The sequence below is a fragment of the Microbacterium psychrotolerans genome (assembly GCF_031085295.1).
Classification (GTDB): Bacteria; Actinomycetota; Actinomycetes; order Actinomycetales; family Microbacteriaceae; genus Microbacterium; species Microbacterium psychrotolerans.
This window is the reverse complement of the sequence record NZ_JAVFWO010000002.1, coordinates 798,252-821,201: the sequence shown is the minus strand read 5'-3', so window position 1 is coordinate 821,201 and position 22,950 is coordinate 798,252. Positions and strand designations below refer to the sequence as shown.

Sequence of the window (22,950 nt, the reverse complement as noted above, 5' to 3'; positions counted from 1 at the left end):
TGTGTCGCGAACCTCACTTTCACCTTCGACTGGAGGGTGAACCGACCTCTCCGCGCGAGTCCGCGACTCACGCGAGCACCCGCGGCCGGTGTCGGCGGCCGAACCTAGACTCGATCCGTGGCATCCGACTCCTTCGTTCATCTGCACGTGCACAGCGAGTACTCGATGCTGGACGGTGCCGCCAAGATCGGCGCCATGACGCAGGCCGCGGCCGAGTACGGCATGCCGGCCATCGCGGTCACCGACCATGGCAACACCTTCGCGGCGTTCGAGTTCTACAACGCGGCCAAGGCCGCGGGCGTCAATCCGATCATCGGGCTCGAGGCGTACGTCACGCCCGGCACGCATCGCAGCGACAAGTCGCGCGTCGCGTGGGGCACGCCCGAGCAGAAGGGCGATGACGTCTCGGGCTCCGGCGCTTACACGCACATGACGATGTGGAGCCAGACCACGGAGGGGATGCACAACCTCTTCCGGTTGAGCTCCCTCTCGAGCATGGAGGGCTACTACTTCAAGCCCCGCATGGACCGCGAGCTTCTCGAGACCTATGGCAAGGGCCTCATCGCGACCACGGGGTGCCCCTCCGGCGAAGTGCAGACGCGCCTCCGCCTGGGGCAGTACGACGCCGCCCGCGCGGCGGCCGCGGAGTTCCAGGACATCTTCGGCAAAGAGAACTACTTCGCCGAGATCATGGACCACGGCCTCTCGATCGAGCGCCGAGTCATGACCGACCTGATCCGGCTGTCCAAAGACCTCGACATCCCGCTCGTCGCCACCAACGACTCCCACTACACGCACCAGCACGAGGCCGACGCGCATGCGGCGCTGCTCTGCGTGCAGTCCGGGTCGACGCTCGACGACCCGAACCGGTTCAAGTTCGACGGCGACGGCTACTACATCAAGACCGCGCAGGAGATGCGACAGATCTTCCGGGACCACCCGGAGGCCTGCGACAACACACTGCTCATCGCCGAGCGGTGCGAGGTCGAGTTCAACACCAGCGCGAACTACATGCCGCGCTTCCCGGTCCCGGACGGCGAGACCGAAGACAGCTGGCTCGTGAAAGAGGTCGAGGCAGGTCTCCACTACCGCTACCCCGGCGGCATCCCCGACAAGGTGCGCAAGCAGGCCGAGTACGAGACCGGCATCATCCTCCAGATGGGGTTCCCGGGCTACTTCCTCGTCGTCGCCGACTTCATCAACTGGGCGAAGGACAACGGCATTCGCGTCGGTCCCGGCCGCGGCTCCGGCGCCGGCTCCATGGTCGCCTACGCGATGCGCATCACCGACCTCGATCCCCTCGAGCACGGCCTCATCTTCGAGCGGTTCCTGAACCCGGACCGCGTCTCGATGCCCGACTTCGACGTCGACTTCGACGACCGCCGCCGCGGCGAGGTCATCGACTACGTCACAGAGAAGTACGGTTCCGAGCGCGTTGCGCAGATCGTCACCTACGGCACGATCAAATCGAAGCAGGCGCTGAAGGACGCGGGGCGCGTGCTCGGCTTCCCGTTCAGCATGGGGGAGCGGCTCACCAAGGCCATGCCGCCGGCCGTCATGGGCAAGGACATGCCCCTGAGCGGAATGTTCGACGCGCAGCATCCCCGGTTCAAGGAAGCCAGCGAGTTCCGCGCCCTCATCGACACCGACCCCGACGCGAAGACGGTCTTCGATCGCGCGCTGGGGCTCGAGGGCCTCAAGCGTCAGTGGGGCGTTCACGCAGCGGGCGTCATCATGTCGAGCGAGCCGCTGCTCGACATCATCCCGATCATGCGCCGCGAGCAGGACGGCCAGATCGTCACGCAGTTCGACTACCCGTCGTGCGAGACACTCGGACTCATCAAGATGGACTTCCTGGGGCTGCGCAACCTCACGATCATCTCCGATGCCCTCGACAACATCCGCATGAACAGGGGCGAGGAGCTCGACCTCGAACACCTCGCGCTCGATGACCGCCCCGCCTACGACCTGCTGACGCGGGGCGACACCCTGGGCGTGTTCCAGCTCGACGGCGGGCCGATGCGGTCGCTCCTGCGCCTGATGAAGCCCGACAACTTCGAAGACGTCTCGGCTGTGATCGCGCTGTACCGTCCGGGCCCGATGGGCGCCAACTCGCACATCAACTACGCGCTGCGCAAGAACGGTCAGCAGGAGGTCACGCCGATCCACCCCGAGCTCGAAGAGCCGCTCCGGGACATCCTCGACATCAGCTACGGCCTGATCATCTATCAGGAGCAGGTGATGGCGATCGCCCAGAAGGTGGCCGGGTTCTCGCTCGGACAGGCCGACATCCTCCGCCGCGCCATGGGCAAGAAGAAGAAGTCCGAGCTCGACAAGCAGTACGAGGGCTTCTCGGGCGGCATGAAGGAGCGCGGCTTCGGCGAGGACGCCATCAAGGCGCTGTGGGACATCCTGCTGCCGTTCTCCGACTACGCGTTCAACAAGGCGCACTCGGCCGCGTACGGCCTCGTGTCGTACTGGACCGCATATCTGAAGGCCCACTATCCGGCCGAGTACATGGCCGCGCTCCTCACCAGCGTGGGTGACTCGAAAGACAAGATGGCGGTCTACCTCAACGAGTGCCGCCGCATGGGAATCAAGGTGCTGCCGCCCGACGTGGGCGAGTCGATCCGGTACTTCGCGGCCGTCGGAGAGGACATCCGGTTCGGGCTGGGTGCTGTCCGCAACGTGGGCGCCAACGTCGTCGACGGGATCGTGGCGGCACGCAAGGACGGGAAGTTCACGTCGTTCCACGACTTCCTGGTCAAGGTCCCGATGCACGTGGCGAACAAGCGGACCATCGAGTCCCTGATCAAGGCGGGCGCGTTCGATTCGATGGGTGACACCCGTCGAGCGCTCCTGGAAGTCCACGAGGACGCCACCGAGGCGGCGGTCGATCGCAAGCGCAACGAGGCTCAGGGAGCCATCGGGTTCGACTTCGACAGTCTCTACGACGCCGTCGAGGAGGTCGTACCGCCGAAGGTCCCGGCACGGCCGGAGTGGACCAAGAAGGACAAGCTCGCCTTCGAACGCGAGATGCTCGGTCTCTACGTATCGGATCACCCGCTCGCAGGTCTCGAGATCCCGCTCGCGAAGCACGCGTCGACCAGCATCCACGACCTGCTCGCCTCGGAGGACGTCGGCGATGGCGACCAGGTCACGATCGCGGGGCTGGTGACGAGCGTCCAGCATCGCGTCGCCAAGCAGAGCGGCAACCCCTACGGCATGATCACCGTCGAGGACTTCGACGGCGAGATCACCGTCATGTTCATGGGCAAGACCTACACCGAGTTCCAGCACATGCTGCAAGCCGACTCGATCCTCGTCGTACGAGGACGCGTGTCTCGGCGCGACGACGGGATGAACCTGCACGCGCAGTCGGCGTTCACGCCCGATCTGGGCACGACGGACGACTCCAGTTCGCTGGTGCTGGTGATGCCGGAGCGCCGCGCAAGCGAGGCCCTCATCGGCGAGCTGCTGCAGACGCTGAACCGCCACGCGGGCGACACCGAGGTGTCGTTGAAGCTCCACAGCGGGACGGTGGCGAAGGTCTTCGAGGTCCCGCACACGGTGCGGATAACCCCTGACCTCTACGGCGAATTGAAGGGTCTGCTCGGGCCGCAGTGCCTGGGTTGAGGCGTGACACACAGGCGGCGACGGATGCGGTGGACGCCGCGCGTGGTCTCATCGGCGTCTCATACGCCGTGGGTAATATCGGGTCGACGCGGGCTTCAGGCCTGCCGGAAGGGACGATCGTGACGGACGAGAATCAGGACGGGAACATCGACGAGGCGGTCGCGACCGAAGAGCCGCCGCAGTACGGAGTAGGGCCCTTCTCGATCCGCGAAGTCGCCCTCGCGGGCACGTGGCTCGTCGCGTTCGTGGTGTCGTTCTTCCCGATCTACGGCGCTCTCGGTGAAGGTCCGTCGGTCTGGAGCAGCGGTATCGACTGGGTGCTGACCGTCGGTGTGCCCACGGTCGCGGTGTTCCTCATCGTGCTGCGCCGGCTCTCGCCGCAGGGCATCCGCCGAGTCGGATCGCTCGGCATCGACCAGTTCGCGTCGGTCGCGTTCTCGGTCTCCACCGTGCTGTGGCTGACGATCATCTGGAACTCCTTCATCCGGCTCGCGAGCGGGCGCGTGTTCGTCGCGACCTGGGTGGTCTGGGTCGAGTTCTTCCTCATGCTCGCCGGCGTGGTGCTGACGGTCCTGGCTCCGTTCATCGCGCCGTTCGCGCAGGACTTCCGCGGGCGCCCCGAGATTCCGGCGCACCGCAACGCCCGTCCCGTCCTGCCGGTGGCACCCCGCCCCGCCTACGTCCGCCCGGAGCCTGCGGCCGACGCCGACTACACGCCCTACGCTGACGACTCCGCCGAGGCCGCGCCGCAGGCACCCGCAGCTCCCTATGCGGCAGCCGGGGACGCGGAGACGCGCGGGTACGACCTGGAGGACACCCCCCGCGCGACGACGGACGACGCGGAGACCACGGTGATCCCGCTCGACGAGCGGGAGGCCGCGGCGGCGGACGAGTCGGTTTCCGCGGAGCCGGCGACCGAACCCGCCGCGACTGAGCCTGCGCACGCCCGTGAGTCGTTCGAACCCGTCGACCACCCCTCGACGACGGTCGAGCCCGCCGCCGCCACCGCTCCGCAGCATCAGGCGTTCTGGGCGCTCGTCCCGGAGGAGCGCGACATCGTCGACGAGATCGGCATCCCGGTGTTCCGCATCGGTCCGACAGCGTGGGCGCTCGTGATCGAGGACCGCGGCGACGTCTTCGTGGTGCGCCACGAGGACGGTCGCATCGGATACCTGCACGACGTCTCCGGCGTCACCCGCGGCTGATCTCGATACGCGACGCCGGGCTCGCGCCCGGCGTCGCTGCTCGATCCGGCGGGTCTCGATATGCGACGCCGGGCGATAGCCGTCGTCGCTGCGGGATCCGGCCGAGGTCGTCTCATCGGCGCGGTACCGTAGACGGATGCTCCGGACGATCGACCTGCGCGGGCGCACGCTCTCGCCCGCCGAACTGCTCGCGACCGTTCCCCGCGCCGCCGCGGCACGGGAAGAGGCTCTCGCGACGGCCGCCCGCATCGTGGACGACGTCGCCGCCCGCGGCGAAGTCGCGCTGCGCGAGCAGGCGGAGAAGTTCGACGGAGCCTCGGGCCACGACATCCGTGTTCCGGCCGCCCACCTCGACGAGGCGCTCGCGGCGCTCGACCCCGCGGTGCGCTCTGCGCTCGAAGAGGCGATCGCGCGGGTACGCGAGGCCTCGGCCGCTCAGGTGCCCGCGCCGACCGTGACCGAGCTCGGACCCGGCGCGCGCGTCACCCAGCGCTGGCAGCCGGTGCGCCGCGTCGGCCTCTACGTCCCCGGCGGCAAGGCCGTGTACCCCTCCAGCGTCGTGATGAACGTGGTGCCCGCGCAGGTCGCCGGCGTCCGCGAGATCGCGCTCGCCTCACCGCCGCAGCGGGAGTTCGGCGGCCGTGTGCACCCCGTGATCCTCGGAGCGGCCCGCCTCCTCGGCGTCACCGAGGTGTATGCGATGGGCGGGGCGGGGGCCATCGGCGCGCTCGCGCACGGTGTCGCGTCACTGGGCCTCGAGCCGGTGGACGTCGTCACGGGCCCAGGCAACAACTTCGTGGCAGCGGCGAAGCGGGCGGTCGCCGGCCTGGTCGGGACGGATGCCGAAGCCGGCGCGACGGAGATCCTCGTGGTCGCCGACGACAGTGCCGATGCGCGCCTGGTCGCCGTCGACCTCATCAGCCAGGCCGAGCACGACGAGCAGGCCTCGGCGGTGCTCGTGACGACCTCCGAGCAGCTCGCCGACGACGTGCAGGAGGCGATCGCCCCGCGCTCCGCCGCGACGCGCCACGCCGAGCGCGTCGCGACAGCCCTCGCCGGCCCGCAGTCGGCGATCGTCCTCGTGGACGACCTCGCCGCCGCGACGGCGTTCAGCAACGCCTACGCTCCCGAGCACCTGGAGCTGCACCTCGCCGACCCGCGTCCGGAGGAGTTCGTGCACGCGGGCGCGGTGTTCGTCGGCGCCGACTCGCCGGTGAGCCTCGGCGACTACCTGGCCGGGAGCAACCACGTCCTGCCGACCGGCGGGCAGGCGCGGTACTCGGCGGGGCTGTCCGCCGCGACGTTCCTGCGTCCGCAGCAGGTCATCGAGTACGACCGCGCCGCCCTCGCGGTCGTCCGCGATGCGATCGTGACGCTTGCCGAAGCCGAGGCGCTGCCCGCGCACGGCGAGGCGATCACGGCCCGGTTCGAGGACTGAGACCGGATTCCCGGCGTAGGCTGTCTCTGCCATGCACTGCCCGTTCTGCCGCCACGCCGATTCGCGCGTCATCGACTCGCGCACCAGCGACGACGGTCTCAGCATCCGTCGCCGTCGTCAGTGCCCTCAGTGCGGCGGCCGCTTCACGACGATCGAGACCGCCAGCCTCAACGTCATCAAGCGCTCCGGCGTGATCGAGCCGTTCAGCCGCGAGAAGGTCATGTCCGGCGTAAGAAAAGCATGCCAGGGCCGCCCCGTGACGGATGCCGATCTCGCGGTGCTCGCGCAGACGGTGGAGGAGAGCATCCGCCAGACCGGCGCCTCGCAGCTCGACGCCAACGAGATCGGGCTGGCGATCCTCGGGCCGCTGCGCGACCTCGACGAGGTCGCCTACCTGCGGTTCGCGAGCGTCTACCAGGCCTTCGACTCACTCGAGGACTTCGAGGCCGCGATCGAGCAGCTGCGAGTGGACCACGGACGCGTGCCCGCACCCGATGACGGTGCGGCGGCCGCGGGGGAGTGACCGGATAGCCTAGGAGGGATGTATCCCCTCCTCTTCCGCACCGTGCTGTCGCGCATGGATCCCGAGTCCGCCCACCACAGCGCGATGGTCGTGATCCGACTGCTGGGGGTACCCCCCTTCTCGTGGGTGACGCGAGCGATCACGCGTCCGGCGCCGCAGCTTGCGACCACGGCTCTGGGGCTCGGGTTCGAGTCGCCGTTCGGTGTCGCCGCGGGGTTCGACAAAGACGTCACGGGCGCCGCGGGCCTCCACGCGCTGGGCTTCGGCCACGTCGAGGTCGGCACGGTGACCGCGATCCCGCAGGACGGCAATCCGCGACCGAGACTCTTCCGGCTCATCCCGGATCGCGCCGTCGTGAACCGCATGGGTTTCAACAACCACGGCGCGGAAGCGGCGGCGGCACGCCTGCGGCGGCTGCGCAAGCGCTCACGCCGTGCGGTGCTGGGCGTCAACATCGGCAAGAGCCGGGTCGTCGACGTCGCCGATGCGACGGCCGACTATGTGCGCAGCGCAACCCTGCTGGCGCCGTTGGCCGACTACCTCGTGGTCAACGTCTCGTCGCCGAACACGCCCGGTCTGCGCGGCCTGCAGGCGGTCGAGACGCTGCGCCCGCTGCTGGACGCCGTGCGTGCCGCGGCAGGCGTGGCGCCGTTGCTGGTGAAGATCGCACCGGACCTGTCCGACGACGAGATCGTCGCGATCGCGCAGCTCGCCGTCGATGCGGGGCTCGCGGGCATCATCGCGACCAACACGACCATCTCGCGCGAGGGCCTCGCCACCGACCCGGCCACGATCGCCGCGGCCGGGGACGGCGGTCTGTCGGGGGCGCCGCTGAAGCCGCGCGCGCTCGAGGTGCTGCGGCTGCTGCGGGAGACCGTGCCCGCCGACTTCGCGGTGATCTCGGTCGGCGGGGTCGATACCGCCGCCGACGTGCAGGAGCGGCTGGATGCCGGCGCCACGCTCGTGCAGGGCTACACGGCCTTCCTGTACCGCGGGCCGCTGTGGGCCCGGCAGATCAACCGCGGGCTGGCGAAGCGCCGCTGAGGCCCTGCGGCCCCGGGCGCGCAGTGATCACGCCGGCTTCTGGCCGCGCTTGACCTGAGGCTTCGGCAGCCGCAGGAACCGCATCTGCACCGTCCGCATCGCGGCGTACCAGCCGAGGCCCTTCTCGACCTTGCCCTCGCCGAACTTCTTCTTGACCGCGCGCTTGATGGTGATCGACGTGATCACCATGTCGCCGACGACGAAGAAGATGAAGATCCAGAGGCCGACGAACGCGTAGTACTGCAGCGCCGGGATGGGAAGGAACGTCGCCAGGATCACGAGCACCATCGCGGGCATGACCGCCTCGCCGAGGTGCCAGCCGGCGTCGACCCAGTCGCGCACGAACTTGCGCTGGGGGCCCTGGTCCCGAGCGGGCAGGTAGCGCTGGTCGCCGTTGGCCATGCCGATGCGGGCCTTCTCGCGCTGCGTGGCGAGGTCGGCCTTCGCGCGAGCCCTCGCCTCCTTCGTGTCGGCGACGAGGGGCCGCTTGCGCGCGGCCTCCTGCTCGGCGCGGGAAGGAGTGGGGCGTCCCTTGGGCGAAGGACCGCCGAGGGGGACGCCGTTCAGCGCGGTGCCCTCCGACGGTGCGTCGTTGGACGAAGGTGCTGCAGGTGTCTTGGCCACGGATGATCCTCGATGTACGGAGTAGGGGTGCACTTAAGATTACCCGCATGACCTCTGACCTCTCCCGACAGGATGCTGTGCGCGAAGCCGCGGCATCCGGCATTCCTTCCGCCCTGGCCGATCTCGGGACGCTGGTGCGCATCCCGTCCGTCGCATTCCCCGGGTTCGACCCCGCAGAGGTGCAGCGCAGCGCCGAGGCGGTCGCCGGGCTGGTGCGCGACACCGGACTGTTCGAGACCGTCGAGATCCGCTCGGCCGTCATCCCCGGCACGGGGGAGCAGGGCAGCCCTGCAGTCGTGGCCACGCGCGCCGCGCGCAACGGTCGCCCGACGATCCTGCTGTACGCGCACCACGACGTGCAGCCCGTCGGCGACGAATTGCTGTGGGAGTCGTCGCCGTTCGAGCCGACCGTCCGCGGCGGCCGCCTGTACGGCCGCGGCGCCGCCGACGACAAAGCCGGCATCATGGCCCACCTCGCCGCGCTCCGCGCGCTCAAGGAGGCCCTCGGCGACGACTTCGACCTCGGTGTCGCGCTGTTCTTCGAGGGCGAGGAGGAGGCGGGATCGCGCTCGTTCGCGCAGTTCCTCTCCGACAATGCGGACGCCCTCCGCGCCGATGTGATCGTCGTCGCGGACTCGGGCAACTGGGATGCCAAGACGCCCGCCCTGACCGTGTCGCTGCGCGGCAACACCCGCTTCACGCTGCGGGTGCGCACGCTCGAGCACGCGTCGCACTCCGGCATGTTCGGGGGAGCGGTGCCCGACGCCATGATGGCAACGGTCAAGCTGCTCGCGACACTGTGGGACGACGACGGAGCAGTCGCGGTGGCCGGCCTCACGGAGCGGGATGCCGACACCCCGCCGTACAGCGAGGAGACCCTGCGCGACGAGGCCGGGCTTCCGCAGGGCGTCTCGCCTGTCGGACGCGGCACGATCCTCAGCCGCATCTGGAACAAGCCGTCCATCACCGTGACCGGCATCGACGCTCCTACCGTGGTCAACGCGTCGAACACGCTGAGCCCCGAGATCGCCGTGGTCATCAGCGCGCGCATCGCCCCCGGTCAGAGCGCACGCGACGCATATGCCGCCATCGAAGCGCACCTGCGCGCGCACGCCCCGTTCGGGGCGCGGCTCGAGTTCAGCGACCAGGACTTCGGCGACGCGTTCCTCGTGGACACCTCGGGCTGGGCCGTCGAGGCCGCGCGGGAGGCCCTGCGCGAGGGCTACGGCGTCGAGTCGGTCGACATCGGCGTCGGCGGGTCGATCCCCTTCATCGCCGACCTGGTGCGGGAGTTCCCGGGCGCCCAGATCCTGGTGACGGGCGTCGAGGACCCCCACGCCAAGGCGCACAGCCCGAACGAATCGCTGCACCTCGAGACCTTCCGCAACGCCGTCCTGGCCGAGGCGCTGCTGCTCGAGAAGCTCGACGCGCGCACCTCGCAGGCGTAGGCCGTCTCCGAGATCGGCGTGGACACGCCGATCTCGGAGCCTCCTCCCTGCCGGGCCGCGTAGAATCGACGCATCCCGCCGCCCGCAGTGGAAGATCGATCAGGGCGGCCCTTCCGGAGGAGTGCCATGACCGACACCGCACTGACGACCGAGCAGACCGCCCGCGAGCATGGCGTGCTGCTGACCGACGCCGCCGCCGGCAAGGTCAAGAACCTGCTCGAGCAGGAGGGTCGCGACGACCTGCGCCTGCGCGTCGCCGTGCAGCCCGGTGGCTGCAGCGGCCTGATCTACCAGCTGTACTTCGACGAGCGCTACCTCGACGGCGACAAGACCGTCGACTTCGACGGCGTCGAAGTCATCATCGACGACATGAGCGTCCCGTACCTCGACGGCGCCACGATCGACTTCAAGGACACCATCTCGGAGCAGGGGTTCACCATCGACAACCCCAACGCAGCGGGCTCCTGCGCCTGCGGCGACAGCTTCCACTGATCGGTCTCGGATCCGACACTTTTCCGGCGGGTCCGGTGCGCTTCGAATGGCGCCCGGGCCCGCCTTTTTTGATCCCTGGGACACGATCCAACCTGGGCGGATGGCCTGAATCCCCTGGACGCTTGCCCTAGACTGGCGGGAGTCCTGTTCGTGATCGGAAAGGTGCACCGTGCCTTCGAAACGCCGTATCCGCTGGGCCGTTCTCCCGCTCGGGATCGCAACGGCAGCAGTCCTCGCCGGATGCACCCCGACCGAGCTGCACGGCTTCCTCCCCGGGTTCACCGAAGACGGCCAGCCGGCCACGAACCGCACCGACATGGTCGCGGGCCTCTGGGTCAACTCCTGGATCGTGCTGCTCGCCGTCGGCGTCGTCACGTGGGGTCTCATGGGCTGGGCCGCGATCGCCTACCGGCGTCGCAAGGGCCAGATGGGGCTGCCCGTCCAGCTGCGTTACAACATGCCGATCGAGATCTTCTACACGATCGTGCCGCTCATCCTCGTCATCGGCTTCTTCGCCTTCACGGCGCGCGACCAGACGGTCCTCGAGACGCAGTACGACGACCCCGACGTGTCGATCACGGCGATCGGCAAGCAGTGGTCGTGGGACTTCCAGTACGACGGCGAGACCGACGACGACACCGTGTGGACCATGGGCGTCCAGGCCCAGACCGACGAGCGCGGCGACGTCATCAGCGAGCTCCCGACCCTGGTGCTGCCGGTCGGCGAGACGGTCAAGATCAAGCTGCAGTCCCGCGATGTCATCCACTCCTTCTGGATCATCGACTTCCTGTACAAGAAGGACATGTACATCGGCAAGGACAACTACTGGTCGTTCACGCCGACCCGCGAGGGCACGTACGCCGGCAAGTGCGCCGAGCTGTGCGGCGAGTACCACTCGATGATGCTGTTCAACGTGGATGTCGTGAGCCCGGAGGAGTACGAGGACTACCTCGACTCGCTGCGCGAAGCCGGTCAGACCGGTGACATCAACGACGCCTACGACCGCCTGCAGAACGAGCCCGGGACGGGCGCTACCGGCGAGGCGTCAGACGAAGAGGGAGACCACTGATCATGGCGACGACGCTTCCGCTCCAGGAGACGACGCAGGGTCGCCCGACCACCCTGCCGCCGCGTCAGGCCGCACTGCTCAGCGCTTCGCGCGTCGAGCAGAAGGGCAACATCATCGTCAAGTGGATCACCTCCACCGACCACAAGACGATCGGCTACCTGTACCTCATCTCGTCCGTCATCTTCTTCCTCCTCGGCGGAGTGATGGCGCTGATCATCCGTGCGGAGCTCTTCGAGCCGGGCATGCAGATCATCCCGACGAAGGAGCAGTACAACCAGCTGTTCACGATGCACGGCACGATCATGCTGCTGATGTTCGCGACGCCGCTGTTCGCAGGCTTCGCGAATGCGATCCTGCCGCTGCAGATCGGTGCGCCGGACGTCGCGTTCCCGCGTCTGAACGCATTCGCCTTCTGGCTGTTCCTCTTCGGATCGACGATCGCCGTCGCCGGCTTCCTCACCCCGCAGGGCGCGGCGTCGTTCGGCTGGTTCGCCTACCAGCCGCTCGCCAACGCCAGCTTCTCGCCGGGCGCGGGAGGAAACCTCTGGATGCTCGGCCTCGGCATGAGCGGTTTCGGCACGATCCTCGGTGCGGTGAACTTCATCACCACGATCATCACGATGCGCGCGCCGGGCATGACCATGTGGCGCATGCCGATCTTCTCGTGGAACACGCTGATCACGAGCATCCTGGTCCTGATGGCATTCCCGGTGCTGGCCGCCGCCATCCTCGCCGCCGCGGCAGACCGCGTGCTCGGTGCTCACATCTACGACCCGGCCAACGGCGGCGTGCTGCTGTGGCAGCACCTGTTCTGGTTCTTCGGTCACCCCGAGGTGTACATCATCGCGCTGCCGTTCTTCGGCATCGTGTCGGAGATCTTCCCGGTCTTCAGCCGTAAGCCGATCTTCGGCTACAAGACGCTCGTCTACGCGACGATCGCGATCGCGGCCCTCTCGGTCGCCGTGTGGGCCCACCACATGTACGTGACCGGCGCGGTGCTACTGCCGTTCTTCGCCCTGATGACCATGCTCATCGCGGTGCCGACCGGCGTGAAGATCTTCAACTGGATCGGCACCCTCTGGCGAGGCTCCGTCACCTTCGAGACCCCCATGGTCTTCGCGCTCGGGTTCCTGGTGTCGTTCGTCTTCGGTGGTCTCACCGGCGTCATCCTCGCGTCGCCGCCGCTGGACTTCGCGCTGTCGGACTCGTACTTCGTCGTAGCGCACTTCCACTACGTGGTCTTCGGCACGGTCGTGTTCGCGATGTTCGCCGGCTTCTACTTCTGGTGGCCCAAGTGGACCGGCCGCATGCTCAACGAGCGTCTCGGCTACGTGCACTTCTGGATGCTGTTCATCGGCTTCCACATGACCTTCCTCATCCAGCACTGGCTGGGCGTCGACGGCATGGTGCGCCGCTACGCGGACTACTCGGAAGCCGACGGCTGGACCTGGCAGAACCAGGTCTCGACGATCGGTGCCGTCATCCTCGGCGCTTCGATGATCCCGTTCCTCTTCAACGTGTGGATCACCTCGCGCAAGGCGCCGCGCGTCACCGTCAACGACCCGTGGGGTTACGGCGCATCCCTGGAGTGGGCCACCTCGTGCCCGCCGCCGCGTCACAACTTCACGTCGATCCCGCGCATCCGCAGCGAGCGCCCCGCGTTCGACCTGAACCACCCCGAGGCGGGTATCCCGGTCGGCGTCGGTCCCGCGAAGGATGCGCCCGACGCCCCGGTTGCCGACCTCGCCGAGGGAGAGGTGAAGTAAGTGCGTACCAATGCCGGACTCTGGTGGCTGCTGTCCGCCTTCTTCCTGCTCGTCGCCGTGGTCTACACGGCGTGGAACCTGTTGTCGCACTGGGACACCAATGCGACCGGCGGCCAGTCTTACTGGGAGACCGTCACCCTCTCGATCGAGTGGGTCGGCAGCATCGCGCTACTGTTCACGGCTCTCATGGGCGCCCTCATCGCGTTCTACATCGGCCGGGTGCACAACGCCCAGGGCGGCGAGCTGCCCGAGGACGTCCTGACCGCCGACATCGATGACGGCGATCCGGAGCTCGGCGAGTTCAGCCCGTGGTCGTGGTGGCCCATCGTGCTCGCCTTCTCGGCAGCGCTCGGCATGATCGGCCTGGCGGTGGGCGCATGGCTCATGCCCATCGGCATCGGCGTCTTCGTCGTGGCGATCGTCGGGTGGGTCTACGAGTACTACCGCGGATACTTCGCTCGCTGATCGGCGAGCCGACGCTCCGCGTGACCTCCAGCACGACGTGCCCGGCGGCCCGTTCATGACGGGCCTCCGGGTACGTCTGCATGCCGCCGCGTCGTCCGACATCGGCCCGCACCGCGCAACGAACCAGGATGCCGCGTTCACGGCATCCTGGGGTGCGGCAGTCGCAGACGGCGTCGGCGGCGGACCCGCCGGCGACCTGGCCTCGGCGACCTTCGTCCATCGCCTCGCGGCGGGCCGCTTGGACGGCCTCGAGCCGGTGCAGCTCGCCGACAGCGTGCGTTCGGCCAACTGGGATCTCCGCGCCCACGTCGAGCGTGATCCGTCGCTGAGCGGGATGGCGACGACGTTCACAGGAATCTTCGTCGACCGCGACGGCGGGGTGCTGCTCGCACACACCGGCGACTCGCGCGCCTACCGACTGCGCGCAGGCGAGCTCACGCAGATGAGCCGCGACGACTCGCTCGTGCAGGCGCTCGTCGACCAGGGACTGGTCTCCATCGCCGAGGCCGCCTCGCACCCGCGCCGCAACCTCATCACCGCGTCGCTCAGCGGCGGGGAGCTCGACGCCGCGGTAGTGACGGCCTTCGACGCGCCCGTCGGCGACCGGTGGATGCTGTGCAGCGACGGCCTCACCGACTACGTTCCGGACGACGACATCCGGGCGATCCTGAACGGCATCGACGACGCGGAGGCGGCCGCGCAGGCGTGCGTGACCCTCGCTCTGGACGCCGGCAGCCGAGACAACGTCACTGTCGTGGTGTGCGACGTCGTCGATCCCGTGCCGGCCAGCGCGGGGGTCTTCGCCCAGACGGCGTTCTACGGATCGGCCGCTACGCGATACATGGAAGGGCTCGAGTCGGCCTGAAACCGCGGGTCAGCTGCCCACCTTCGTGCGGACGACCATCACCTGGGAGTCGAAGACGCGGGGGAGCGCGCCCTCGTCGTTCTCGGTCGGCTGGCCTTCACGGACCCAGTACTCGTATCCGCCGATCATCTCCTTCACGGAGTAGCCCAGCTGCGCGAACTCGAGCGCGCCCTTCGCACCGGCGTTGCAGCCGGGGCTCCAGCAGTACACGACCACCGGTGTCGAGGCGTCGATCTCTCGCGGAGCGCGTTCCGCGATCTCGCGATAGGGCATGTGGATGGCCCCACGGATGCGTCCCTGCGCCCACGCCTCGTCGCCGCGGACGTCCACGAGGACGAAGCGCTCCCCGTCCTTCTGTGCGGCGTACACATCGGAGGCATCGGTCTCGAGGGCGAGCTTGGCGGAGAAGTACGAGAGCGCGTCTGTCATGAGTCCCACGCTACGTCAGGGCCAGGGTCGGCGGTCCCGGAGGCGCTGTCAGAGGGCGTACGATTCCTGCCGATCCACGGGGCGTCGTGAGCGGCGGGGGAGCCCTGGCCTCGCGTGACGGCCGTCGCCGGAGAATGACGGATGCCCCGGCACGATCGTTGCGATCGTGCCGGGGCATCCGTCGGCGAAGCGGTGACGCCCTACTGGTCAGAGTCCTTCTTGCGGTTCCTCGGCGACTTCGTTCCGGGCTCCGGCTCGGGCACGATGACGTTCGAGGGACGCACCGGCACCTCGCTGTTCTTGCCATCGTCGATCGGCCTGTGAGGGGCATCGGGGACGCCGGCGCGCTCGTGCGCACCCTGGATCTCGATGTCCTCCTCCTCGGCGATGTGGCCGAGCTCGTGGTGCTGGTGCGCCAGCGCCGCATCGAGCTCGCTCTGCGAGACAGGGGTGAGGCGATCCTCGAAGAACCAGCGCGAGATCGACGCGCGAAGGTTCTCGTGCCACGGGATGCGTCCCTTGGCATTGGGGCGGACCACGAGCGGCTCATAGGTGTCGAAGTCGGCCAGCTTGAAGCGCTCGTACTCGTCGACGGGCTGGTGCACCTCGATGTACTCGCCGCCGGGCAGACGGACGATGCGTCCCGACTCGTAGCCGTGGAGGGCGATCTCGCGGTCCTTCTTCTGCAGCGCGACACAGATCCGCTTCGTCACGAAGTACGCGATCACCGGTCCGATGAACAGCAGCGCCTGCAGGGTGTGGATGACCCCCTCCATCGTCAGCCAGAAGTGCGTGGCGATGATGTCGGAGGCCGCTGCGGCCCAGAGCACTGCGTAGAACGTGACACCGGCAGCACCAATCGCCGTGCGCGTCGCCGCGTTGCGCGGACGCTGTGCGATGTGGTGCTCGCGCTTGTCACCGGTGACCCACGACTCGATGAACGGGTAGATCAGGACGAGGACGATGAACAGACCGAGCGCGACCAGCGGCACGATGATGTTGAACGACCACGTGCGGTTGAGGAAGACGAACTCCCAGCCCGGCGGCACCAGTCGGAGTGCGCCGTCCGCGAAGCCGATGTACCAGTCGGGCTGGGTGCCGGCGGAGACGGGGGACGGGTCGTACGGACCGTAGTTCCAGATCGGGTTGATCGTGAACAGCGACGCGATGAGGACGATCACACCGAACGTGATGAACAGGAAGCCGCCCATCTTGGACATGTAGACCGGCATCATCGGGTAGCCCACGACGACGCTGTTGGTGCGCCCGGCGCCCGCGAACTGCGTGTGCTTGTTGATCACCATCAGCATGAGGTGGACGACCAGCAGGCCGACCAGGATCGCAGGCAGCAGCAGGATGTGCAGCGTGTACAGACGCCCCACGATCGCGTCACCCGGGAACTGCCCGCCGAATAGCAGGAACGAGGTCCACGTGCCGATGATCGGGATGCCCTTGACCATGCCGTCGATGATGCGCAGGCCGTTGCCCGAGAGCACGTCGTCGGGGAGCGAGTAGCCCGTGAAGCCCTCGCCCATCGCGAGGATGAACAGGATGAAGCCGATCACCCAGTTGAGCTCGCGCGGCTTGCGGAACGCGCCGGTGAAGAAGACGCGCAGCATGTGCACGCCGATTCCGGCCACGAACACGAGCGCGGCCCAGTGGTGCATCTGGCGAACCAGAAGACCGCCGCGGAGGTCGAACGAGATCTCGAGGGTCGATGCCATCGCGGCCGACATCTCGATGCCGCGCATCGGGATGTACGCGCCGTTGTAGTGCGTCTCGACCATCGACGCCTGGAAGAAGAAGGTCAGGAACGTGCCCGAGAGCAGCACGACGACGAATGCCCAGAGCGCGATCTCGCCGAGCATGAACGACCAGTGGTCGGGGAAGATCTTGCGGCCGAGCTCCTTGACGAAGCCGGAGAGACTCGTGCGCTCGTCGATGTAGTTCGCGGTGGCGCCGATGAAGCGGCCGCCGAGGGGCTTGTCGCGCCCGTTCGGCGACACGGGCGCCGCGGGCGGAGCCTCAGGCTGCTCGGTGACGGTTGAGGTGCTCAATGACGCTCCCAGAAGCTCGGGCCGACGGGCTCGTTGAAGTCGCTCCTCGCGATGAGGTAGCCCTCGTCGTCGACGGTGATGGGCAGCTGCGGCAGCGGACGCGCGGCGGGTCCGAAGAGGACCTTCGCGTGGTCGGTGACGTCGAACTGCGACTGGTGGCAGGGGCACAGGAGGTGGTGCGTCTGCTGCTCGTACAGCGCCACCGGGCAGCCGACGTGCGTGCACACCTTGGAGTAGGCGACGATGCCGTTGTACGACCACTCCTTGCGCTCTTCGGACTCGACCAGCTGCTCAGGGAGCAGACGGACCAGGAGCACGATCGCCTTGGCCTTCTCGTCGAGGTAGCCCTCGCTGTGCGACACTTCGGCCAGAGCCTCGGGAATCACGTGCACGGCGGAGCCGAGGGTGAGGTCCGCAGCGCGGATGGGCTCGCCCGAAGGATCGTGCGCCAGGCGCATGCCCTTCTTCCACATGGTGTGCTCGAGCAGGTACACGGGGTCGCCCGCGTGCGGCTTCTCGGGCGAGTTGAACGGTGCGAGTCCGCGGAACAGGACCACGCCCGGGACGACCGAGGCGACGAGCGCGGCGATCAGCGAGTTGCGGATCATCACGCGACGGCCGAAGCCGGACTCGGCGTCCGCATCGGCGAAGGCCTTGATCGCGGCCTCACGCGTCGTGTCGCGACCACGCGTGGCGTGACGGGGCTCGACGAACTCCCGGTCGGACATGACGGCCTTGGACCAGTGGATCGCGCCGACGCCGATGGCGAGCAGTGCGAGTGCGATGCCCAGACCGATGAAGAGGTTGTTGTTGCGGATGTCGACGATCCGCCCGCTCTCGATCGGGAACAGCATGTAGGCGGCGATGGCCCAGATGCTGCCGGCGATCGACAGGTAGAAGAGCGTGTAGACGCCCCGGACGGCCCGCTTCATCGAAGCAGGGTCCTTGTCTGTCATCCGCTCGCGGTGCGGGGGGAGACCAGGGTTGCGCACCGGGTCGGGGACCGCGACGGCGAGCCCGGGGGAGGGCTTCCAGGAAGCCCTCTCGTGCTCGAGCGGGTCGTCCTCGTGGGCCATGCTGCTCCTCGTCAGTGTTGCGTGTGTCGTACGTAGATCAGTTGGACTTCGCCGTGATCCACACGGTGATGGCGATCAGCGAACCGATGCCGAAGATCCAGATGAAGAGGCCCTCGGAGACGGGGCCGAGCGAGCCGAGCGAGAATCCGCCGGCCGACTCGTTGTCCTGCAGATAGAGCAGGTAGGTGATGACGTCGCGCTTCTCTTCGGTGGTCAGCGTCATGTCGTTGAACACCGGCATGTTCTGCGGTCCGGTCACCATCGCCGCGTACATGTTGAGCGGTGAGGTGGTGTGCAGGTTCGGGGCGTACTTGCCCTCGGTGAGCGCACCACCGGCGCCGGCGACGTTGTGGCACATCGCGCAGTTGATGCGGAAGAGCTCGCCGCCCTCGGACGTGTTCCCGCCGCCGTCGAGCACCTCTTCGTCGGGGTAGGTGGGGCCGGGGGCGATCGACTGGACGTACGCGCCCACCGCGGCGATCTGCTCCTCGGTGAACTGAGCCGGCTTCTGCGGAGCCTGAGGTCCCTGCATCTGCAACGGCATGCGACCGGTGCTCATCTGGAAGTGCACCGCGAGCTCGCCCACGCCGTACAGCGACGGACCGTCTTCGGTGCCCTGCACGTCGAGGCCGTGGCAGGTGGCGCAGTTCGCCTGGAACAGCTTCTTGCCGTCCTCCACGGTGAGCGCGGAGTTGGTCACCGTCTCGGGAGTGGTGGCCGCCATCGCGGCGGATGCCCCGGCGTAGACGCCGCCGGTGATGAGCAGGCCGATGCCGATCAGTGCGGCTGCGGCCCAGGGGCTGCGGCGGCCTTTCGAGCGGCGCGTGGACTCTCGTGCCATTTCGGGTTACAGCTCCGCTCTCACTTGAGGAAGTAGATGACGAGGAACAGGGCGATCCAGACGACGTCGACGAAGTGCCAGTAGTACGACACGACGATCGAGGACGTCATCTCTTTGCGCCCGAAGTTCTTGACGGCGTATGCGCGGCCGATCACGAGGAGGAAGGCGATGAGGCCGCCCGTGACGTGCAGGGCGTGGAAGCCGGTGGTGAGGTAGAACGCCGACGCGTACGAGTTCGCGCTGATGGGCATGCCCTCGGTGACGAGCTGGGCGTACTCCCACACCTGGCCCGAGACGAAGATGGCGCCGAGCGCGAAGGTGAGCCAGAACCACTCGACCATGCCCCAGCCGAGCCAGCCGCGCTTCTTCAGCGAGTAGGGCTGGAAGCGCTCGGCGGCGAACACGCCCATCTGGCACGTCACGGAGGACAGCACCAGGATGATCGTGTTGACGGTCGCGTAGGGGATGTTCAGCAGCTGCGTCTCCTGCGCCCACAGTTCGGGCGAGGTGCTGCGCAGGGTGAAGTAGATCGCGAACAGGCCGGCGAAGAACATCACCTCGCTGCCGAGCCACACGATGGTTCCGACAGCGACCGGATCCGGCCGCTTGACGGACCGCATGGCCTGGGAGTAGGTCGCTGTGGAGGTCGTCACACTCCCCATTATGGCCGATCCAGGGCCGCGATTTTCGCATCGGAGGGCATGTCTTCAGCCGTGCTGGAACTTAGGGGAGCCTAAGAGGACACTGCGACTCTGCCGTGAACACGTGGTGAAGACGCAGAATCGCACGAGACGGGACGCCGTGTCACGAAAAGGTTCCGATTCGCGTGCCCGGCTAGGCTTCTCGGTTATGGCGGAGCTGTACACCTGGCCGGGAATCCTCACCACGCTGCTCGAGCGGCGCGACCTCAGCGTCTCGGAGTCGACGTGGGCGATGCGGCAGATCATGTCGGGCACCGCCACGCCGTCCCAACTGGGCGGATTCCTGGTCGCGCTGCGCGCGAAGGGTGAGACCGTCGACGAGATCGTGGGCTTCCGCGACGCGATCCTCGAGGCGGCCGTGCCGCTGCCCGTCGACGCAGCCGTGCTGGACATCGTCGGCACCGGAGGCGACCGCTTCGGCACCGTCAACGTCTCCACCATGGCGGCCCTCGTGGCCGCGGCATCCGGAATCCCCGTCGTCAAGCACGGCAACCGGGCCGCCAGCTCGTCGTCGGGGTCGTCGGACGTGCTCGGCTCACTCGGCATCGACCTGGCGCTCTCACCGGACGCCGTCGCCGAGACGCTCTCCCGCGCCGGCATCACATTCGCGTTCGCGGCCGCGTTCCACCCCGGCTTCAAGCACGCCGGAGCCACGCGCAGCGAGCTCGGCGTACCCACCGTGTTCAACTTCCTCGGGCCTCTCTGCAACCCGGCGCGCGCCGAGGCGAACGCCGTGGGCGTCGCGCACCTCGATCGTGTGCCTCTCATCACCGGGGTGTTCCAGACCCGCGGCGCGACGGCGCTCGTGTTCCGCGGCGACGACGGCCTCGACGAGCTCACGACGACCGGACACAGCCGGCTGTGGGAGGTCAGCCGCGGCGACATCCACGAGCACGACCTCGACCCGCGCGACCTCGGCATCCCGCTGGCGGACATCGACGACCTGCTCGGCGGCGACCCCGTGCACAACGCCGCTGTCGTGCACCGCGTGCTGGGCGGCGAGCAGGGACCGGTACGCGACATCGTCCTGCTCAACGCGGCGGCCGGCATCGTGGCCTACCGGCTGTTCCGGGACGCCACGCAGGTGCAGCGGCCGATCCTCGAGCGGCTCGCGGAGGCGCGCGACGACGCCGCGGCCGCGATCGACTCGGGCGCGGCCACGGCGACTCTCGAGCGCTGGGTCGAGACCACGAAGGCGCTGTCGAGCTGACGAGGGACGCGCCGGTTTCACACGGCGCGCGGTCTTCCGCCGCACCGGCGGGCGCCGATAGCGTGTGCCCCAACGCACCGTGATCGAGGAGGACGCATGAGTCAGGAAGAGCCCCGCACCGCCGACGTGATCGAGCCTCCCGAGAAGAAGGTCGGCCTGGTGAAGGCGATCGGCATCCTCGGGATCGTGGGCGGAGTCCTGCTGATCGTGGTCGGCGTGATCGCCTGGATCGGCGTGACCAACCAGCTGACGGCCGAGAACATCACGATTCCCGACGACGCCGCAGCGTTCCAGGGCCAGCAGGTGACCGGACCGTTCACGGCCTACGTGCAGGCCGACATCATCAACCACCACGCCCTGGAGGCATCGGACGGCAAGACCTACGCCGAGCTCGACCAGGACGACCCGGTGCGCGCCACGGTGATGCAGGCGTCGTTCCTGCGCGCCTCGCTGTTCACCTCGATCGTCGCGTACGGCGTCGCTCTGTTCGCGGCCGGCATGGGCGTGCTCGCGATCCTGTTCGGCTGGGCCATCCACCGACTCGCGAGCGTGCCGGTGGTGATCAAGCGGGCGAACGTCGTCTGACGAGGCGGCCGTACACGACGTGAACCCCCACGACGCTCTCAGCGAGATCGCGACGCTCCTCGAGCGCGAGCGGTCGTCACGGTACAAGTCGAAGGCGTTCCGTGCTGCCGCCGACGCCATCGAGGGGCTGACCGACGCAGAGCTGCGGGATTCCGCAGCCCTGCGCCGGCGCAAGGGCATCGGCGAGTCCACGTTCGCGGTGATCCAGCAGGCGCTGGGCGGCGAGGTGCCCGGCTACCTGGTCGATCTGCGCGAACGTGCGGGCGTGCAGCGCGCCTCGACCCTGCGGCCGCTGCTGCGCGGCGATCTGCACGCGCACAGCGACTGGTCGGACGGTCTCACCTCCATCGACCTCATGGTGGAGGCCGCCCGGGCGCTCGGCCACGAGTACCTCGCACTCACCGACCATTCGCCGCGCTTACGGGTGGCGAACGGACTGTCGCCCGAGCGCCTGCGTGCGCAGCTCGACGTGGTCGCCGGGATGAGCGGCGACGGCTTCACGCTCCTGTCGGGCATCGAGGTCGACATCCTCGAGGACGGCTCGCTGGACCAGGAGAGCGAGATGCTCGAGCGGCTCGACGTCGTCGTCGCCTCCGCCCACTCGAAGCTGCGGATGGAGCGTGGGCCGATGACACGCCGGCTCGTCGCCGCGGTGTCGGACCCGCACACCGACGTGCTCGGCCACGTCACAGGCCGGCTCGTCGAGGGCTCTCGGGGGACGAGACCGCCCTCGACCTTCGACGCGCGTGCGGTGTTCGAGGCGTGCGAGGCCCACGGTGTCGCGGTCGAGATCAACTCCCGGCCGGAACGCCAGGACCCGCCGGATGAGCTGATGACCCTGGCGCTGGAGATCGGATGCCTCTTCTCGATCGACTCGGACGCGCACGCGCCGGGACAGCTCTCGCTGCTCGACTACGGCGCCGAGCGCGCCGAGCGGCTGGGCGTGCCGCCGGAGCGCATCGTCACGACGTGGCCGCTCACCCGGCTGCGCGAGTGGACCGGACGCGATCGCGGCGCCTGACCCGCCGCAGCCGGCCCGGCGCCGCTCTCGCCCGGGGTCGTCAGTGCGCCGCGTTGGCGCGCAGCACCTCGAGCCGGGCGCGGAACTCGGTCTCGTCGATGTCGCCCTTCGCGAAGCGCTCGGCCAGTGTCGCCTCGGCCTGGCGAGCGGGCGTCCGCCCGTAGGGCCCGTAGCCGTTCTCGACGGCGGCGCGCCGCCAGCGGCGTCCGAAGACGGCGAAGAGGATCGCGAAGAGCGCGATCCAGAACAGCGGGATCAGCAGGAACCACCAGCCGAAGCCCCACGGGCCGACGGCATGAGTGGCCACGATCCCCGGGCCGGCATCGAGTGCGGTGGCGAGTGCAGTGGACATGAGGATTCCTCTCTCGGACCGATCGCGCCGGAATGGGCGACCGGATGCCTCGAGTCAACGCGGGTCGCGGCATCCGCGAATCGGCCCCCCGGAGTGATCTCGA

At 68.4% G+C, this 22,950-nt stretch carries 21 protein-coding genes; 14 read left to right on the top strand and 7 right to left on the bottom strand.

What is annotated here, in order from left to right; genetic code table 11:
• Positions 1-165 precede the first annotated feature (165 nt).
• From dnaE to Q9R08_RS08590, 5 genes are all read left to right on the top strand, one after another.
• Positions 166-3,636: a DNA polymerase III subunit alpha gene (gene dnaE, locus Q9R08_RS08610; protein ID WP_418001338.1), complete on the top strand. Its 3,471-nt coding sequence runs from the start codon at positions 166-168 to the stop codon at positions 3,634-3,636.
• 119 nt (positions 3,637-3,755) lie between these two features.
• A complete protein-coding gene (locus Q9R08_RS08605) occupies positions 3,756-4,841 on the top strand; it encodes a hypothetical protein (RefSeq protein WP_308867521.1) in 1,086 nt (361 codons plus the stop codon).
• A gap of 136 nt (positions 4,842-4,977) precedes the next feature.
• Positions 4,978-6,279 carry a histidinol dehydrogenase gene (hisD, locus tag Q9R08_RS08600; RefSeq protein WP_308867519.1) on the top strand — a complete coding sequence of 434 codons (1,302 nt, stop codon included), beginning with the start codon at positions 4,978-4,980 and terminating at the stop codon, positions 6,277-6,279.
• A gap of 31 nt (positions 6,280-6,310) precedes the next feature.
• On the top strand, positions 6,311-6,802 hold the full coding sequence (nrdR, locus tag Q9R08_RS08595; RefSeq protein WP_308867517.1) for a transcriptional regulator NrdR: 492 nt from the start codon (positions 6,311-6,313) through the stop codon (positions 6,800-6,802).
• Positions 6,803-6,820: 18 nt separating this feature from the next.
• Complete coding sequence (locus tag Q9R08_RS08590; RefSeq protein WP_308867515.1) at positions 6,821-7,846, top strand: quinone-dependent dihydroorotate dehydrogenase; 1,026 nt, start codon at positions 6,821-6,823, stop codon at positions 7,844-7,846.
• A 27-nt stretch (positions 7,847-7,873) separates the two neighbouring features.
• Here Q9R08_RS08590 and Q9R08_RS08585 read toward each other — a convergent pair whose 3' ends face one another.
• Positions 7,874-8,470, bottom strand: coding sequence for a DUF3043 domain-containing protein (locus tag Q9R08_RS08585; RefSeq protein ID WP_308867513.1), 597 nt, complete (start codon positions 8,468-8,470; stop codon positions 7,874-7,876).
• A 47-nt stretch (positions 8,471-8,517) separates the two neighbouring features.
• On the opposite strand from Q9R08_RS08585, the gene Q9R08_RS08580 reads away from it, so the two are divergent.
• From Q9R08_RS08580 to Q9R08_RS08555, 6 genes are all read left to right on the top strand, one after another.
• Positions 8,518-9,918 (top strand): dipeptidase, encoded by a 1,401-nt coding sequence (locus Q9R08_RS08580; protein ID WP_308867511.1) that lies wholly within the window; start codon positions 8,518-8,520, stop codon positions 9,916-9,918.
• A gap of 126 nt (positions 9,919-10,044) precedes the next feature.
• A complete protein-coding gene (gene erpA / locus Q9R08_RS08575; RefSeq protein ID WP_194415776.1) occupies positions 10,045-10,410 on the top strand; it encodes an iron-sulfur cluster insertion protein ErpA in 366 nt (121 codons plus the stop codon).
• Between the two features lie 169 nt (positions 10,411-10,579).
• The gene (gene ctaC, locus Q9R08_RS08570; RefSeq protein WP_308867509.1) at positions 10,580-11,479 is read left to right on the top strand and encodes an aa3-type cytochrome oxidase subunit II; all 900 of its coding nucleotides are present in this window, start codon (positions 10,580-10,582) and stop codon (positions 11,477-11,479) included.
• Positions 11,480-11,481: 2 nt separating this feature from the next.
• Positions 11,482-13,245 (top strand): aa3-type cytochrome oxidase subunit I, encoded by a 1,764-nt coding sequence (gene ctaD / locus Q9R08_RS08565; protein WP_308867507.1) that lies wholly within the window; start codon positions 11,482-11,484, stop codon positions 13,243-13,245.
• The gene (locus tag Q9R08_RS08560) at positions 13,246-13,710 is read left to right on the top strand and encodes a cytochrome c oxidase subunit 4 (protein WP_308867506.1); all 465 of its coding nucleotides are present in this window, start codon (positions 13,246-13,248) and stop codon (positions 13,708-13,710) included.
• Positions 13,711-13,765: 55 nt separating this feature from the next.
• On the top strand, positions 13,766-14,575 hold the full coding sequence (locus Q9R08_RS08555; RefSeq protein WP_308867504.1) for a PP2C family protein-serine/threonine phosphatase: 810 nt from the start codon (positions 13,766-13,768) through the stop codon (positions 14,573-14,575).
• A 9-nt stretch (positions 14,576-14,584) separates the two neighbouring features.
• Here the strand turns inward: Q9R08_RS08555 and Q9R08_RS08550 are convergent, their stop codons facing one another.
• The 5 genes from Q9R08_RS08550 to ctaE form a co-directional block, all read right to left on the bottom strand.
• Positions 14,585-15,004, bottom strand: coding sequence for a rhodanese-like domain-containing protein (locus Q9R08_RS08550; RefSeq protein WP_308867503.1), 420 nt, complete (start codon positions 15,002-15,004; stop codon positions 14,585-14,587).
• A 200-nt stretch (positions 15,005-15,204) separates the two neighbouring features.
• The gene (qcrB, locus tag Q9R08_RS08545; protein WP_418001332.1) at positions 15,205-17,061 is read right to left on the bottom strand and encodes a cytochrome bc1 complex cytochrome b subunit; all 1,857 of its coding nucleotides are present in this window, start codon (positions 17,059-17,061) and stop codon (positions 15,205-15,207) included.
• Positions 17,058-18,137: a cytochrome bc1 complex Rieske iron-sulfur subunit gene (qcrA, locus tag Q9R08_RS08540; RefSeq protein ID WP_308867501.1), complete on the bottom strand. Its 1,080-nt coding sequence runs from the start codon at positions 18,135-18,137 to the stop codon at positions 17,058-17,060. The genes qcrB and qcrA overlap by 4 nt, the downstream gene beginning before the upstream one ends.
• 37 nt (positions 18,138-18,174) lie before the next feature.
• Positions 18,175-18,978, bottom strand: coding sequence for a cytochrome bc1 complex diheme cytochrome c subunit (gene qcrC / locus Q9R08_RS08535; protein ID WP_308867499.1), 804 nt, complete (start codon positions 18,976-18,978; stop codon positions 18,175-18,177).
• Positions 18,979-18,998: 20 nt separating this feature from the next.
• The gene (gene ctaE, locus Q9R08_RS08530; protein ID WP_308867497.1) at positions 18,999-19,640 is read right to left on the bottom strand and encodes an aa3-type cytochrome oxidase subunit III; all 642 of its coding nucleotides are present in this window, start codon (positions 19,638-19,640) and stop codon (positions 18,999-19,001) included.
• 187 nt (positions 19,641-19,827) lie between these two features.
• On the opposite strand from ctaE, the gene trpD reads away from it, so the two are divergent.
• From trpD to Q9R08_RS08515, 3 genes are all read left to right on the top strand, one after another.
• A complete protein-coding gene (gene trpD / locus Q9R08_RS08525) occupies positions 19,828-20,889 on the top strand; it encodes an anthranilate phosphoribosyltransferase (protein WP_308867495.1) in 1,062 nt (353 codons plus the stop codon).
• 96 nt (positions 20,890-20,985) lie between these two features.
• Positions 20,986-21,474 (top strand): aromatic ring-opening dioxygenase LigA, encoded by a 489-nt coding sequence (locus Q9R08_RS08520; RefSeq protein ID WP_308867492.1) that lies wholly within the window; start codon positions 20,986-20,988, stop codon positions 21,472-21,474.
• 19 nt (positions 21,475-21,493) lie between these two features.
• Positions 21,494-22,495, top strand: a complete 1,002-nt coding sequence (locus Q9R08_RS08515; RefSeq protein ID WP_308867490.1) for a PHP domain-containing protein — start codon at positions 21,494-21,496, stop codon at positions 22,493-22,495.
• A 40-nt stretch (positions 22,496-22,535) separates the two neighbouring features.
• Here Q9R08_RS08515 and Q9R08_RS08510 read toward each other — a convergent pair whose 3' ends face one another.
• Positions 22,536-22,847 carry an SHOCT domain-containing protein gene (locus Q9R08_RS08510; RefSeq protein WP_308867488.1) on the bottom strand — a complete coding sequence of 104 codons (312 nt, stop codon included), beginning with the start codon at positions 22,845-22,847 and terminating at the stop codon, positions 22,536-22,538.
• Positions 22,848-22,950: the final 103 nt, after the last annotated feature.

Coding starts and splice junctions, on each gene's coding strand:
- Q9R08_RS08510 (WP_308867488.1), bottom strand. CDS start 22,847: ATGTCCACTGCACTCGCCACCGCACTCGATGCCGGCCCGGGGATCGTG.
- Q9R08_RS08550 (WP_308867503.1), bottom strand. CDS start 15,004: ATGACAGACGCGCTCTCGTACTTCTCCGCCAAGCTCGCCCTCGAGACC.
- erpA (WP_194415776.1), top strand. CDS start 10,045: ATGACCGACACCGCACTGACGACCGAGCAGACCGCCCGCGAGCATGGC.
- qcrA (WP_308867501.1), bottom strand. CDS start 18,137: ATGGCCCACGAGGACGACCCGCTCGAGCACGAGAGGGCTTCCTGGAAG.
- ctaE (WP_308867497.1), bottom strand. CDS start 19,640: ATGGGGAGTGTGACGACCTCCACAGCGACCTACTCCCAGGCCATGCGG.
- Q9R08_RS08555 (WP_308867504.1), top strand. CDS start 13,766: ATGACGGGCCTCCGGGTACGTCTGCATGCCGCCGCGTCGTCCGACATC.
- Q9R08_RS08590 (WP_308867515.1), top strand. CDS start 6,821: ATGTATCCCCTCCTCTTCCGCACCGTGCTGTCGCGCATGGATCCCGAG.
- dnaE (WP_418001338.1), top strand. CDS start 166: ATGCTGGACGGTGCCGCCAAGATCGGCGCCATGACGCAGGCCGCGGCC.
- qcrC (WP_308867499.1), bottom strand. CDS start 18,978: ATGGCACGAGAGTCCACGCGCCGCTCGAAAGGCCGCCGCAGCCCCTGG.
- ctaD (WP_308867507.1), top strand. CDS start 11,482: ATGGCGACGACGCTTCCGCTCCAGGAGACGACGCAGGGTCGCCCGACC.
- Q9R08_RS08520 (WP_308867492.1), top strand. CDS start 20,986: ATGAGTCAGGAAGAGCCCCGCACCGCCGACGTGATCGAGCCTCCCGAG.
- Q9R08_RS08580 (WP_308867511.1), top strand. CDS start 8,518: ATGACCTCTGACCTCTCCCGACAGGATGCTGTGCGCGAAGCCGCGGCA.
- trpD (WP_308867495.1), top strand. CDS start 19,828: ATGGCGGAGCTGTACACCTGGCCGGGAATCCTCACCACGCTGCTCGAG.
- nrdR (WP_308867517.1), top strand. CDS start 6,311: ATGCACTGCCCGTTCTGCCGCCACGCCGATTCGCGCGTCATCGACTCG.
- hisD (WP_308867519.1), top strand. CDS start 4,978: ATGCTCCGGACGATCGACCTGCGCGGGCGCACGCTCTCGCCCGCCGAA.